The following is a 14,772-nucleotide window of genomic DNA, read 5'->3' as shown; positions in this document are numbered from 1 at the left end:
GACAGCCAAGGTCGGGTCATCAACACTTGGGCAGACGTCATCAACCGCGCCAACCTGGGTATGGAAGTGATGCACGAGCGCAACGCTCACAACTTCCCCCTCGACTTGGCAGCAGGTGAGTCTACTCCAGTGGCTCTGGTTGCTCCCAGCATCAATGGTTAATCGCTAGAAGCTCTAGCTAAATCAAAACGCTCTCCGCAAGGGGGGCGTTTTTTGTTTGAGGAGATAGAGAAAGCAAAGGACGTACAAGAAGCGACCGCGCCAAAACAGCTATTGTTCACTATCGGCTGTCCCGACCACATTATCAGAAGAGCTAGATTGGTCAAGAAAGCGATCGCGAGTAACCTCCAAAGATTATGAAGCCGGGAAATCAAAAGCGCGTTTTTGCCTCTAGTACAGTCTTATTTAGCTTTTTACTGGCAAGTACGAGTGTTGCCCAAAATCCAAAACCACCCGCAGCCAGTCCAGTCGCCTCACCTACTGCGAAATCTTCTCCCGCACTAAAGCCTACCGCTACAACGAAGCCAGCTGCCTCATCTACGCAAACGCCCTCGCCTTCACAATCATCCAATTTGGGTGCTTCACAAACAACGAACTCCCCTCAATCCACAACACCCACTTGGAACTTTTGGGAAGCAACTGCTGGTAATTGGGTTGCAATTCTTGGTGTGCTATTAGGAGCGACTATAGCTGGGCTTATAGCTATTTACGCTCCGCGAGCTTTGGAGCGGTATAAGCTGCGGTTACAGGCAGAACAAAAAAAGAAAGAAGAAGAAGAACAAGCAACTGCAAAGGTAGCAGCAGAGGCAAAAAGCGTTAAAGCCTACTACGAAAAACTGAAGCAAGAACTCTGTCATCTGAGTATTTGCGATTTGCCCAACGTGCCGTCTTCTGTAAACTTGGAGAGCATCTATGTGCAATTGCAAGTGCGGGAAGAAGAAACCCTGCGCTATGCCAAAGACGAAGAAATGGCACCACTGGCAGCGGGAGAACCCAGCCAACTGCTGCGACGCTCCCAGCTACACATAGTAAAACAGGCAGAAATTGCCCTCTCGCCAGAAGATACCTTGGTGAAATTCCGACGCATGGTAGTGTTGGGCGATCCGGGTGCTGGCAAAACTACGATGCAGCGGTATTTAGCGCTCCAAATGGCTAAACAGGCTGAACCAAAATTGCCCTATTTGCCTGTTTATGTGGAACTAGGCAAATTTGTAGAAAGCAAGAAAAATGATTTGCTCGATTTCATAGCTGATGAGTGGGAGAAGCGCTATGGCTTTAGCAATGCTCTCCCTTACCTAGAGCAACAGCTAGATGATGGCAAAGCCGCGCTGTTGTTAGATGGACTCGACGAGGTGCTGGGTGGTGGAACTCAGGAAGAGGCTCAAGCCGCTTACAAGCGGGTGGCTGATGAAATTAATCGACTAGCGACGCTGTTTTCTGCTGCTCCCATTGTGGTAACTTGTCGAAAAGCTGGCTGGCGCGGAGGATTGAAAGGATTTCAGACGCTGGAAGTGCTGGATTTCAGTTGGGAGCAGATTCAGGAGTTTGTCAATCTTTGGTTTAAATCAAACTCCGATAAGGCTGAAGGACTACGGCAAGCACTGGAAAAGAATTTGCGAATGCAGATACTGGCAGCGAACCCGCTGATCCTCTCTCTGATTGCCATTGTTTACCAAGAAGATTTAGAATTGCCGGAGCGTCGCGCTGAGTTATACAAACGATGCCTAACAGTGTTACTGAAAGAGTGGGATTCCCATCGAGACATCAAGCGATTCAGCCAGTTTAGTACAGATGGCAAACGCAATCTTTTGAAGGAGGTGGCTTGGCATTTCCACAAGTCAGGAAAACGCTACTTCCCCGAAGATGAGTTGCTGGAGTTGATTGCCGATTTCTTGCCAACGATAAATATCCCGCGAGAAGACAACAAAGCCATCTTGGATGAAATTGCTGCTCAGCATGGGCTGCTGAAGGTGCAAGCGCATGGGTGGTATGGGTTTGTGCATTTGACATTTCAAGAATATTTTGCAGCCCTAGCAGTTAAGGACAACGGTGCAGCTGCGTTGTCAGAGGTTATTGTTCATCGCCACGAGCCTTGGTGGGAAGAAGTCATCCTGCTGCTGTCTGAGATGTTAAAGGATGCCACACCACTGTTGCTGGGTATCTTGGGACATTCCACAGGTTTACCAGAATTACCAGAAGGTAACTTAGCGGCGAACGATGACCGTTTCCACAGCGATTTGCTCTTAGCAGCACGTTGTCTGGCAGGTACTCCTCAAATTCTGATGAATGGTTTGCGCGATCGCATTATTGCCGATGTTAAAAATTTGCTGCTAACCTCGCCCTACGAATTCGATTGGGATCGGGCAGCTAGAGTTTTGATCGAGATTGGTGACAAAGCCCTTATCAACGAATTGCTGGAGATGCTGACAGACAAAAGTATCGAGCCATCAGATCGCCGCGAGAGCATTGCCAAAGCCTTTGGGGATATCGGCGATCGGAGCGTGGCTCAAAGCTTGCTGGGACTCTTGAACAATCACCTCGAACTGGATTCATTGGTTCGCTTGAGCATTGTAGGGGCCCTTGGTGCTTTAAAAGCAACGTTTGCAGTTGATAGTCTGCGAGACCTGCTAGAGACCGAGAAAGAACCCAATACTAGGGGACAAATTATTCAAGCTTTGGGCAAGATAGGTGATAAAAAGGTTGCTTCTTCACTTCTAGATATGTTCTTGGATACAACTACTGACCTAAAGATTAAGTCAGAAATTGCCCAAGCTCTAAAAGACCTAAACGATCCATCTTTGACTAATCCAATCTTAGAAAAGCTTAGGGATGAAACAATTGACTGGCAAGTAAGGTGGCTGTTGACGGAATCTCTTGAAGGTCTGCAAGAAACTGCAAAAGATTCCTTGATGGAAATTCTCGAAAGCCAAGACATCAACGACGGTGTCAGAATGGGCATAGCAGCAACACTTGGAACTTGGGGAGTGAGGGAAAGCATCCCCCATCTTCGTAATGCTTTAGAAAACCAAGTTGTGCCACCCAGCCTGAAATTGGGAAATTACAGTCAGTCAGGCTATTTGTGGAGGAGGATAACTCGTGTTCTCAACGGCTTCGGGGATAATTCTGTAAAGCAGATTTTGATAGAAAAATTAAAAGAGAAGATAACTTTAAAAAACCAGGGAAAACCGTCAATAATTGAAATCATTAACGCCCTATATGAGTATAAGCCTGAGGAAATAGCTCATCAAGTATTAGCCATAGCTCGTGGGCAGGTGCAGATAACATTTTTTGATGTTGGCAAAGGAATGTTATTACTCTCCATGCAAAACTTTGCTACCAAAGCATTGCTGCCCGATCTACGAGAGCTACTTGCTGAACGCAAGAAGTACGGCATTGATGAATTAGGGCAAATTGGAATCATTACTGCAATTGCGAAAGTAGGAGATGACCTAGAAACAGTCAAGGCTCTGCGAGAAATGACATCAGTAATGGAATCTACACAAGACGAGTTTTTGCGGAATGCCATCTACCAAGCGCTTTATAACGTTAGCAGGCGTGCTGGAGTGCGTGTGAATGCTGATGGACAGATAGAGGAACTGAAAAAATAAGCGTGGTACAAGCGATCGCTTCTCTCTACTCTTACCTCTGCGTTCTCTGCGTCTTGGCGGTTCGTTTAAATAAAAACAGTTGCAGCGAGATGCGCGATCGCTCCCCATCTCAATCGCGATCGCTGTTAAGATACAAATCGCTATGCATCCTCCTTAAGTATTATGGGCAATACCTTCGGGCATCTATTTCGCATCACTACATTTGGCGAGTCCCACGGCGGTGGCGTCGGGGTGATTATCGATGGGTGTCCACCGCAATTGGAAATTTCTGCCGAAGAAATTCAGGTAGAACTCGATCGGCGGCGTCCGGGACAAAGTAAAATCGTCACACCCCGCAAAGAAGCTGACACCTGCGAAATTCTTTCCGGCGTATTTGAAGGCAAAACCCTGGGAACGCCAATCGCAATTTTGGTGCGAAACAAGGACACTCGCCCCCAAGATTATGATGAGATGGCGCAGAAATATCGCCCTTCTCATGCTGATGCGACTTACGATGCTAAATATGGAATTCGCAACTGGCAAGGTGGCGGCAGATCCTCAGCGCGGGAGACAATTGGACGAGTAGCTGCTGGCGCGATCGCTAAAAAAATCCTTCATCAAGTTGCTGGAGTTGAAATCATCGCCTATGTCAAGCGCATCAAAGACTTAGAAGGCGTTGTCGATCCCAACACTGTCACTTTAGAACAAGTAGAAAGTAATATTGTCCGCTGTCCGGACGCCGAATGTGCAGAGCGGATGATTGAAAAAATTGAGCAGGTAGGGCGAGAAGGCGACTCTATCGGCGGAGTTGTAGAATGTGTTGCCCGTCATCTACCCAAAGGGCTAGGTTCGCCAGTATTTGATAAGCTGGAAGCAGACCTGGCTAAAGGTGTCATGTCTCTACCAGCAAGTAAGGGATTTGAAATTGGTTCTGGTTTTGCCGGTACTTTGTTATCGGGCAGCGAGCATAATGACGAATTCTCGATTGATGAAACCGGCGAAATTCGCACCAAAACGAACCGTTCCGGCGGGATTCAGGGGGGCATCTCCAACGGAGAAAATATTATTCTTCGGGTGGCATTTAAACCAACAGCCACCATTCGCAAAGAACAGCGCACCGTGACCCGCGAGGGTGAAGAGACTATACTAGCAGCTAAGGGGCGTCACGACCCTTGCGTTTTGCCCAGAGCGGTGCCTATGGTAGAGGCAATGGTGGCTTTGGTGCTTTGCGATCATTTGCTACGCCATCAGGGTCAGTGCGGTACTTTAAAGCCTTGAGAGTGAAATGGAAACCAGCCCTTCTTCCGAGTTTTTGCTTCAGTTTTGGGGTGTGCGAGGCAGTATCCCCTCCCCTGGAAAAGATACCGTTCGCTACGGTGGCAATACTTCTTGTATAGAAATGCAAATCGGTGGAAAACGCCTGATCTTTGATGGCGGCACCGGCTTGCGCCTTCTATCTAAGGATTTGATAAACCAGCAGCAGTTAGTAGAAGCTTATATGTTTTTTACTCACTACCACTGGGATCATATTCAAGGAGTGCCATTTTTTAAGCCAGCTTTTATGGAGGGCAATTGCTTCCACATCTACGGGGCAGTGCCACCGGATGCAGACTCCATGAAACAGCATTTCTGCGATCGCGTGATGCACTCAAATTCTCCAGTGCCCCTGCAAGGCATGGAAGCTGACTTGAAATTTTACGAGTTAATTTGTGGCGATACCTTTCAGGTGGATGATATCACCATTGAAACCGGCCCGCTGAACCATCCCAACGGCGCGATGGGATATCGGGTGACGTGGCAGGGGCACACCGTGTTCTACTGTACGGATACGGAACATTTGCCGGATCGCCCAGATGAAAATGTGCTGCACTTAGCCCGCGAAGCCGATGTCTTGATTTACGATGCCATGTACACCGATGAGGAGTATAACAACCCCAAATCTCCCAAAGTCGGCTGGGGGCACTCTACTTGGCAGGAAGGGGTGAAAGTAGCGCAGGCAGCAGGTGTCAAGCGGTTGGCAATCTTTCACCACGAACCGAACCACAGCGATGACTTTCTCGATCAAATTGAGACACAAGTTCAAGAAGTCTCGCCCGGTTCGTTCCTTGCCCGTGAAGGGATGATTGTGCAGGTAAATTAAAAAATGCAAAATTAAAAATTAAAAAATAAGATTGTTTATTTTTAATTTTTAATTCTTATCGGTCGCGCATAAAAGCCCAGATGGTTCGCCACTGGGCGCTGTCGCATGGGGATTCGAGTATGAATCGGTGAATTGAGCGATGCTCCTAACACTTCGTTAGGCTTCCCTCCAGGACGCGCTACCACCAGCGTTGTCGAACCGCCGCCATCCAAGTTCAGCGCCCGATAAACACCCAACTCGGCAAGAATATTTTGCAGCTCAATTATACTGACGCCCTCACTATAGAAACGCTGGCGACCATCAACCAGAATTAACCACAATTTCTCGCCGCTTTCATCAGTCGCAACCACTGTGCGCGGAAATAACTTTTTTTGATCGCGGTTATCTTTCATCACCACTAAGTTGCCGCGTTCGATGATGATTTCGCCGCCTGCCAAAGCTTGAGCCGTATCCGCAGGACAACTCGTCTTGCTGATTTGGGCACGATTATCCTGAGAAAAACACAAAACGGGCCAGCCTCGCTCAAACGCAGAGTAGGTGACGCCGTTAGAAATCGCCTGCCCCAATACGTTCACGGGTTCGCCGCTGTGGGGATAATATAACAGCCATTGCTCTTGGAATGGGTAAAAAAAGCTACCATTGATTGCCAATTGCAAGTTAAATTCCCGCAAAAAGTCACTGGTCGTTTGTGCTACGGTTTCTTTTCCTTGGGTGGGTTTTCCTGGCGTTACTAACACCCCAATTCCTGGCGCTTTTAGGTCGATAGTGACAACGTGGATCGTTAGGGGGCGCGGTGTTGAGCGGGGAATGCGCCGATAAACGATACCTTGAAATAGCGGTTGCTGAACGTCGGTGCGGGGTGGACGACTGAGACACGAAACGCCATAGAAGACACCATAGAGTCCCAGAGACAACAGCACCAGACTAAGGGCAATGGCACTGAGCGATCGCGTCCAGGGAAATTTGCGTCGTTTGCTCATACTGGTTGAGGATTTTTCGACAGCCACGGATTATCCCAAGATATCCGCTAATTTTGAAGCAAGAGTCGCGATCGCATTCTCAGCGCATTCTCATAGCTAAGAGCGATCGCGCATCATTGAATAGCACTTAGGATAAAAAAGAGTTTTAAGTTCGTAGGACGCAAGCCATGCGATTACAGTGGTTACTGTGGGGAGCAATCCTCAGCGTTGGGCTGTCAGCACTGCCCGCTCAAGCACAGATAACAGATGCTAAAGTAGCGGCATTCGCAGAAGCGCTCAGGAAGGCAGCACCCCAAACCGGAAAACAGGACGATGGACTCTACAGCGACTGGCAAATCAAACCAAACAACATTTCCCCCTGGTCAAAACAATGTACCGGACGTTCCCTAAGCACAGCGGAATTTGAAGCAAATCCCGCCACCGCACGGAAAGTTGTAGAGTGCATCATGGGCAATATTCTTCGCCAACAGTATCAAGCGGCGGGTAACAATGAATCCGTAGCGGTACAACGGGCGGCTGCTTGGTGGATGACAGGCGATCCCACCCGCTATAACAGTAAAGACATCGCTTCCTACATCCAAAAAGTTTCTGGTTTTTACCAGCAGTCGCGCTCAACTTCATCCGCAGTACCGCCTGCCTCAACCCCACCCAAACCTGCTACCCAACCAGCGGCTAAACCAACTCCAACTCCCACGCCATCACCATCACCCACCTCAAACCAGCCACCCGCAAAACCCCCTGTCACAACGGCGGCGGCTACCAATTCAGCAAAGATTTCTGATACCCATGTAGGGGCACTGGTGGAAGCGTTACGACGGGCAGCACCGCAAACTGGCACCGCTGATGATGGACTGTACAGCGAGTGGCAAGTTAAACCAGACAATATACCCGGCTGGTCACAACAATGTATCAATCGGGAACTAACACCAGCGCAATTTGAAAGCAGTCCCGTAACCGCACGAAGCATTCTGGTGTGTGTCATGCGCGACGTGTTGCGGGACGAGTTTCAGGCGAGTGGCAACAATGAGGTGGTAGCGGTACAACGGGCGGCTTCCTGGTGGATGACGGGCGATCCGACCCGCTATAACAGCAACGAAACCGGCCCTTATACAGAAAAAGTTCTTGGTTTCTATCAAGAGTTGCGCTCAACTTCATCGGCTTCACCACCTACCTCTAACCAGGCAGCTACAAATTCAGCGACAGAGCCGAAGTTATTTCCCCATCGCTAAACTGTTCGTAGTAGGGCATAGGAACCTAGAACAGGGAGCAATTTCCTTTTAAGGGTAGGTTATTTTTCCTTCTTCCCCAACTAAGTCCGGGAATACTGCTGATAGGAGGCTCTAGCTCCTATCGGCAGCAGCCAATCCAATTAACATTTCTAGTGCAGCGTGAATTCTCCTAAAGAAAAGGTATTTTCCCACTTCATGCTCAAGGAAATCCATGAGCAATCAGAAGTTGTCCGAACTTGTTTAGAGGCTTTCTCAGAAATTCGTTTCAACGATCAACAGCCACGACTTGAATTGACTCAACAACCTCTAAACTTAGGTTTATCATCCAACTTTTACGATGGTATAGACCAGATTAAAATTCTTGCTTGTGGCAGTAGTCTTCATGCCAGCTTAGTAGGTAAATATCTATTAGAGCAAGTGGCTAAAGTGCCAACAAGCGTACACTATGCCTCAGAATTTCGGGATGCACCATCGCCTGCAACTCCGAATACTCTCATTGTTGGCGTTACCCAATCTGGAGAAACCGCAGATACTCTCGCTGCCTTAGAAATAGAAAAACAGCATTGTTCTGGTGAAACTCGATTTTTAGGAATTACCAATCAGGCGGGAAGTTCCTTAGAAAAGCTGGTAGATCGTACAATTCATACTTTGGCAGGAAGTGAAGTAGCGATCGCTGCCACCAAAACCTTTGTCGCTCAGTTGATAGCGTTCTACTGTTGGGCACTTGATGTAGCATACTGCCGTCAAACTCTATCGAGCGATCGACTGCATCAAATCCTCACGCAATTGCGCCAAATCCCCGATCAAATTGATTTAATTTTACAAAGCCAAAAGCACGCCGTCGAGCAGCTAGCCAAAGACTTTACCCATACCCAAAACTGCATTATTTTAGGGCGCGGGATTAATTTTCCCATCACTCTAGAAGCAGCACTGAAACTGAAAGAAACCAGCTATATCCACGCAACAGGTTATCACGCTGGAGAGTTTTTGCATGGTCCAATTGCGATGCTAGATTCTTCTGTAACTGTAGTAGCGATCGCGATGCCCGGAACTGTGTACGAAAAAATCCTTGCCAATGCCCAAAAAGCAAAAGCAAGGGGGGTTCGGCTCATTGGCGTGACATCCACAAACAATTCAGAAATTACTGGCTTATTTGATCGGGTGTTGACCGTCCCAGATGTGGACGAATTACTTTCTCCCATCCTGACAGTTATTCCGTTGCAACTCTTAGCCTATTACACGGCTGTTCATCGGGGATTGGATGTCGATCGCCCCAGAAATTTAACGAAGACTTTGACTGTGGATTAACCTCTTTATTTCAGAAATTGCGATCGCTTAATTCCCATTTCCTGGCAAGAAGTAACGTAGTCGCCACTGTCCGCGAATTCGCACAAAACTGACGCGGTAATCGGTTTCTGAATCGTACACATAGCGGTTGAGAACCCAACCTTTTTTACCATTCCCGAGTTTCACTGGCGTCCAACCATCGATAACCTTTTCCTTCACCTCTTTCTGCATCTGCTCTGGTAAGCTGTTAAAGGTGTTGCCATCAAACCCTACAAAATCGTAAGACACAACCCCCACAACTTTGCTACCTGCCCCAGGGTTTGCACGGACATTCACATTTTGTCCTAAAATTGCCAGTTGTCCAACATTCGGTTTATCTGGGCGAATTGACTCCAGTGCTTTTGCGATATCTGGACACACCCAAACATCAGATCCCGGTTCTTTGTTCGCCACTTTTGCCTGATTGTCGGTAGCACAACCTAAACTAAGTGCCTTATCCATGTATGCCCAAAATTTAGAATTTTTGTCATCAATGTTGTAGCTGTCCAAATTGAGCGTACCGCCATAGTTCCATTCAGTTTCTGAGGTGACAAGCGTGCGAATAAAATTAGCATCCCGCCGACTAATGGCATCTAAAAGACGCACGCGAAACTGAGAAAACGAACTTTTGTCTGGCGGAGTTGTTTGAGTCCCAGTTGGTTTTGAAGTCGGCGGCGTATACGGTGGGGGCGATACCGCCACAGACGGGGGTATTGTCGGTTCTAGTGTCTCCGTTGTCGCCGGAGGAGCTGGAACTTCAGTTGTGGGTTGTGGTGGTTGGCTGTTGCGGTAGCTAATCGTTGCTAAAGTGGAACCTGCGATCGCTCCTATAGCGATCGCGCATGTTATTAAAATTTGATAAGGTTTCATTCTACCCTCTTGTTCGGTATTCTAAGTTCCTACGTTTTCAATGCCTTATCTTTGGCGGAGTCAGTGCAAATCCTGCTTGTTTGTTTTTACTGTTTTCAGGATTAACTTGCTAAAGCGGTTGGGTATTTATTCCCATTTTTTTACTCATAGAAACACCCTCACCAATCATTTTTTGACGACTAAATAACTTATAAAACTGATTCTGAGCTTTCTAAGTAGCAAGCTTCATCAATGCGATGCCAGTTTGTTAAGTTGCCACATAATTTCTAAGTTATTTTCGTGACCAAAGCTTCTTCGATTGAATGCCCTTTCAAATAACTGTCACAACCTCATTGGCTTTTCTATGGTTAATGATTATGATCTAAAACAAATTATTTTCATAAGATTTTACTTTAGTCTTTGGTGATACACATCAGATACCTCACCCCCTGAGGTGGGAGTGCTGCTACGCTAGAAGGAAGATAGATAATAAGAAACTGAAGTGTAGCGCTTAAACAGGTGAATTGATATCAGCTCGCTCTCAAACTTTTTACTAAACTAGACGCTTGAGCGATCTAAATGTTTCCATCTGTAAGTTTGAGAAATCTAAAACGACTTTTTATATTTTATCAATTAATAATAGACCGAGATAATGCAGTGAGCCTAAACGATTCATGAAGGTGATATCCTCGAATTCTCTAAGAATTCGAGGATATGAACCGCTGGTCCGCCACTTAAATGGGATTGCTATATAAGCAACCGTTCCCTTTTTCCTTTAGGAAAAGAATTTTTTAGAAGATATCTGAAAGGAATATTGGCATCTTGTCTGGGCTTTCACTCTCAGGAAATAAACTGCTGCACCCAATAGGAAACTTCTGCCCAAAAGCGGAAGCCTTTGTTGAGCAATGGTGTAATAACCAACTATAATTTTCCCACTACCAATTCCTAAAGTCCTGAGTTACCAGAACTGCTAATGATGCTATGACGGTGTCTTTTCTTAGGATCTCGTTGCTTTGCCTGCCACCTAGCTTTCCAATCTCGAAGCGCGATCGCTGTTCTGGCGGTAGGAGAAACATAATTTGGTGAATTTGCTTCTGATTTTTTCTTATCTGAATCTTTCCCTGAAGGACGCTGAGTTGTCATAAACTGCGCTAAATTGTCTTGAGGCGATTCCCAGCCAAATGCCTGCATAATCGCTGTTGCAGATTGATAACGTTCGCGTAAAGAGATTTTCAGCATTCTGTTGAGAATTTTGCCAAAGTCTTTACTGACTGATATCGTGTCCTGCCACTGAATCTCACCCGTAGAGCGATCGCTATCAAATTCTAGCGGCGCTTTCCCACTCAACAAGTAAAGACACGTTACGCCTAACGAATAAATATCGCTGGCATAAACAGGACGCAGTGAAAATTGTTCCGGCGGTGCAAATCCAACCGTGCCGATAAACTGGGTGGTTTGCTTCTGACCTCCTGTATCGCTTAAAGGAACCATCTCCTCTTTGACAGCTCCAAAGTCAATCAGCACCAGCCTCCCATCGTCCTGGCAACGGATGATGTTCTGGGGCTTAATATCGCGGTGAATTACATTATTGCCGTGGATGTACTGCAACAATGGCAGGATTTGACGAAGGAAATATTTAACGCCCTCTTCCGATAAGGGACCTCCGCGCCGCACCAAGCGTGCGAGGGTATACCCTCGTACATATTCTTGAACTAAATAGAATTCTCCCTCGTTTACAAAGTAATCTAGCAGCATGGGAATTTGGGAATGGCTGCCCAACTTACTGAGGGTTCTTGCTTCTTGCTCGAAGCGTTTCCGCGCTGTTTGCAGTCCAATCGGATCGCTAAACTTGGGACACAGCTGCTTAATCACGCACAAAGGATCGCCTGGCAAGTTGGCATCTCTGGCTAAAAAGGTGATACCAAAGCCACCTCTTCCCAACATTCGCAGGATCTCATAGCGATCGCGGAACAACTGCTCGGTACCACACAGCTGCCCTAGTTCAGTTTGCTGTAAAACATCTGAGTGAAAAGTTGACAGATTTGTGGGTGGAAAATTCATGACCGTCACTGGCAGGAGGAGGGCAGGAGGGGGGCAGGATCTGCGCTATGCTCCTAGTCTAGATCCCAGTTGTGATAAAAAGCAGAGCGTAATTTTTATTTCCTGATGGTATGGCAATCAGCGGGGATGCACAACCTTCCGCAGTAATATTCCCAGGTAGATCGTTCTGAATGTAGAGACCGGATGATTCGGTCTGTACAATTAAGATGCAAAATTTGCGAGCCAAATCGGGCTTATGACCATGAATACTACACTACAGCGTGTCTTTGACCAAGGTCGTGCTTTAAAAATTATTACCGGATTGAATAACTTCCATCCGGAGCGAGTTGCTGCCACCGTTAAGGCAGCCGACTTAGGCGGTGCTACTTTCGTCGATATTGCCGCAGAACCCAATTTGGTGCGGTTGGCTCGTCAGTTGACAAGCCTGCCAATTTGCGTATCAGCAGTAGAACCAGAACTGTTTGCGATCGCAGTGGAAGCTGGAGCGGATTTGATTGAGATCGGCAACTTTGATAGTTTTTACGCGCAGGGACGGCGGTTTGAAGCAGAGGAAGTGTTGGCGCTGACGCAAGCAACGCGATCGCTGCTGCCAAATATTACCTTGTCTGTCACCGTGCCCCATATTCTGGAGCTAGATCGGCAAGTTCAACTCGCAGAAGCATTGGTAAAAGCCGGTGCCGATATTATCCAAACCGAAGGAGGCACTTCCTCAACCCCGACTCACGCCGGTACGCTGGGACTGATTGAAAAAGCGGCTCCTACCTTAGCAGCAGCTTACGAAATTTCCCGCGCTGTTTCCGTCCCAGTCCTGTGTGCTTCCGGAATTTCTAGCGTTACCGCACCGATGGCGATCGCTGCCGGTGCTGCGGGTGTCGGCGTCGGTTCTGCCATCAACCAACTCAACAGTGAAGTCGCGATGGTAGCGGCTGTTCGTAGCTTGGTGGAAGCACTATCCACTGTCAGCCGCGAACGCATTCATGCGTAATCCCTAAGCGGTCGGAGTGATGAGTGATGAGTGATGAGTTTTGAATTTTGAATAAATCTTGGCTAAGGAACGTGGATTAAAAAACTTACACTGATGCACGTTCTGTAGGGACATGGCAGCGCCATGCCCCTACGCCAGAAATCGAGGTTAATCAATCAACCCTCAAAACTCAAAATTCAAAACTCAAAACTTATCCCAAGCAATCTTTCAAGCTGTAAACCACTTGCTCCTGTTCCGCCAGAGAAAGTTCTGGAAACATGGGCAAGGCCAAAACCTCGTGACAGACTTGCTCCACCACAGGGAAGTCCCCAGATTTATAGCCTAAATTCTTGTAGACCGGCTGTAGGTGTAAAGGCAGGGGATAGTAAACCATCGAACTAACGCCTTGCTGCTGTAGCTGATTGCGAACCTCATCCCGATAGCTGCCGTTACTGGATTGGGTGAGGCGAATCGTGTATTGATTCCAAACACAGCGACCTCCTGGCGTTTCTTGCGGCTTCACCACCCCAGGCACCGGCTCTAACAATTGGTGGTACTGCTGTGCAACCGAGCGACGCAGGTCATTCCACGTATCCAGATAACGCAGTTTAATTTGCAGAATGGCGGCTTGTAGAGCATCCAAGCGGCTATTAATGCCAGTTGCTTCATGATGGTAGCGATCGCGCATTCCATGCTCCCGCAGCATCCGTATAGCAGAAGCGATCGCTGGATCGTTCGTCGTCACCGCACCGCCATCCCCACAAGCACCCAGATTCTTAGTAGGAAAGAAACTAAAGCAGCCAATATGCCCGATGCTGCCTACTTTAGATCCTGCCCACTCAGCGCCTGTGGCTTGGGCACAGTCTTCAATCACCGCTAGATTATGAGCCTGTGCTACGTCCATCACTGTCGTCATATCCACCGGCTGCCCAAACAGGTGAACTGGGATAATGGCGCGAGTTTTAGCGGTAATCGCCTTTTGCAGCTGATCGATATTGAAATTAAACGTATGGGCATCAATATCGACAAAAACCGGCGTCGCCCCCACCACGCTAATTACTTCAGCAGTGGCAATAAAGGTGAAAGGCGTCGTAATTACCTCATCCCCCGGCCCAATCTGTAAAGCCCTGAGAGCTAGATAGAGGGCATCTGTACCAGAGTTACACGCTACACACTCTGAAACGCCTGTGTAAGCTGCAAACTGTTGCTCGAAGCCTGCAACCGAAGGACCACCAATATAACGACCAGAAGCCAAGATGCCTAGAACGGCTGCATTCACTTCTTCACTGATAATTTTGTACTGCCGCGACAGGTCTAGGGGGGGAATATTATTCACTCGTTGACACCACAAATTTTTATCTACATAGAACCAAATTTTGCTCAGAAAGGGAATCCACGCCTCACCATCCTTTTTGATTCAGAATGCCGAACTTACAAAATTGTTTCGCAGAATTTGGCAGATAGAGGGACGATAACAGGAAAACGAAGCAGACCCACAGAGGACAAGGGGAGCATTCCTATTTTCACTCAGTCCTAACTCCTAACTCCTAACTCCTCAGTCCTCAGTCCTCAGTCCTCAGTCCTCAGTCCTCAGTCCTCAGTCCTCCGCCCTCCGCAATCAAAACTTCCTCAACCC

10 protein-coding genes and 1 pseudogene are annotated in these 14,772 nt (G+C 47.6%); 7 read left to right on the top strand and 4 right to left on the bottom strand.

Annotated features, from left to right (window positions below; all coding sequences use genetic code 11):
• The 4 genes and pseudogenes from NC997_RS19605 to NC997_RS19590 all read left to right on the top strand — a co-directional run.
• A pseudogene (locus NC997_RS19605) lies at nt 1-162 on the top strand (photosystem II q(b) protein); the annotation flags it as partial.
• Between the two features lie 194 nt (nt 163-356).
• Nucleotides 357-3,608 carry a HEAT repeat domain-containing protein gene (locus NC997_RS19600; protein ID WP_190529221.1) on the top strand — a complete coding sequence of 1,084 codons (3,252 nt, stop codon included), beginning with the start codon at nt 357-359 and terminating at the stop codon, nt 3,606-3,608.
• Nucleotides 3,609-3,770: 162 nt separating this feature from the next.
• Nucleotides 3,771-4,865, top strand: coding sequence for a chorismate synthase (aroC, locus tag NC997_RS19595; protein ID WP_190529219.1), 1,095 nt, complete (start codon nt 3,771-3,773; stop codon nt 4,863-4,865).
• Between the two features lie 7 nt (nt 4,866-4,872).
• A complete protein-coding gene (locus NC997_RS19590) occupies nt 4,873-5,727 on the top strand; it encodes an MBL fold metallo-hydrolase (protein ID WP_190529217.1) in 855 nt (284 codons plus the stop codon).
• Between the two features lie 41 nt (nt 5,728-5,768).
• Here the strand turns inward: NC997_RS19590 and NC997_RS19585 are convergent, their stop codons facing one another.
• Complete coding sequence (locus NC997_RS19585) at nt 5,769-6,734, bottom strand: phosphodiester glycosidase family protein (RefSeq protein WP_347276153.1); 966 nt, start codon at nt 6,732-6,734, stop codon at nt 5,769-5,771.
• A gap of 140 nt (nt 6,735-6,874) precedes the next feature.
• On the opposite strand from NC997_RS19585, the gene NC997_RS19580 reads away from it, so the two are divergent.
• Nucleotides 6,875-7,936: a hypothetical protein gene (locus tag NC997_RS19580; RefSeq protein WP_242030484.1), complete on the top strand. Its 1,062-nt coding sequence runs from the start codon at nt 6,875-6,877 to the stop codon at nt 7,934-7,936.
• 159 nt (nt 7,937-8,095) lie between these two features.
• Nucleotides 8,096-9,244, top strand: coding sequence for an isomerizing glutamine--fructose-6-phosphate transaminase (locus tag NC997_RS19575; RefSeq protein ID WP_347276152.1), 1,149 nt, complete (start codon nt 8,096-8,098; stop codon nt 9,242-9,244).
• 27 nt (nt 9,245-9,271) lie between these two features.
• Here the strand turns inward: NC997_RS19575 and NC997_RS19570 are convergent, their stop codons facing one another.
• Nucleotides 9,272-10,132: an SH3 domain-containing protein gene (locus tag NC997_RS19570; RefSeq protein ID WP_190529215.1), complete on the bottom strand. Its 861-nt coding sequence runs from the start codon at nt 10,130-10,132 to the stop codon at nt 9,272-9,274.
• 924 nt (nt 10,133-11,056) lie between these two features.
• Nucleotides 11,057-12,172, bottom strand: coding sequence for a serine/threonine-protein kinase (locus NC997_RS19565; RefSeq protein WP_190529213.1), 1,116 nt, complete (start codon nt 12,170-12,172; stop codon nt 11,057-11,059).
• A 235-nt stretch (nt 12,173-12,407) separates the two neighbouring features.
• Here NC997_RS19565 and NC997_RS19560 point away from each other — a divergent pair, with 235 nt between their 5' ends.
• A complete protein-coding gene (locus NC997_RS19560; RefSeq protein WP_190529210.1) occupies nt 12,408-13,157 on the top strand; it encodes a DUF561 domain-containing protein in 750 nt (249 codons plus the stop codon).
• A gap of 190 nt (nt 13,158-13,347) precedes the next feature.
• Here NC997_RS19560 and NC997_RS19555 read toward each other — a convergent pair whose 3' ends face one another.
• Nucleotides 13,348-14,472: an aminotransferase class I/II-fold pyridoxal phosphate-dependent enzyme gene (locus NC997_RS19555; protein ID WP_190529208.1), complete on the bottom strand. Its 1,125-nt coding sequence runs from the start codon at nt 14,470-14,472 to the stop codon at nt 13,348-13,350.
• Between the last annotated feature and the right edge of the window lie 300 nt (nt 14,473-14,772).

The organism is Trichocoleus sp. DQ-A2 (assembly GCF_039961915.1).
In the GTDB taxonomy this organism is placed as follows: domain Bacteria; phylum Cyanobacteriota; class Cyanobacteriia; order Cyanobacteriales; family FACHB-T130; genus FACHB-T130.
Note: the sequence above shows the minus strand (reverse complement) of the source record. Positions and strands in the feature narration are given on the sequence as shown.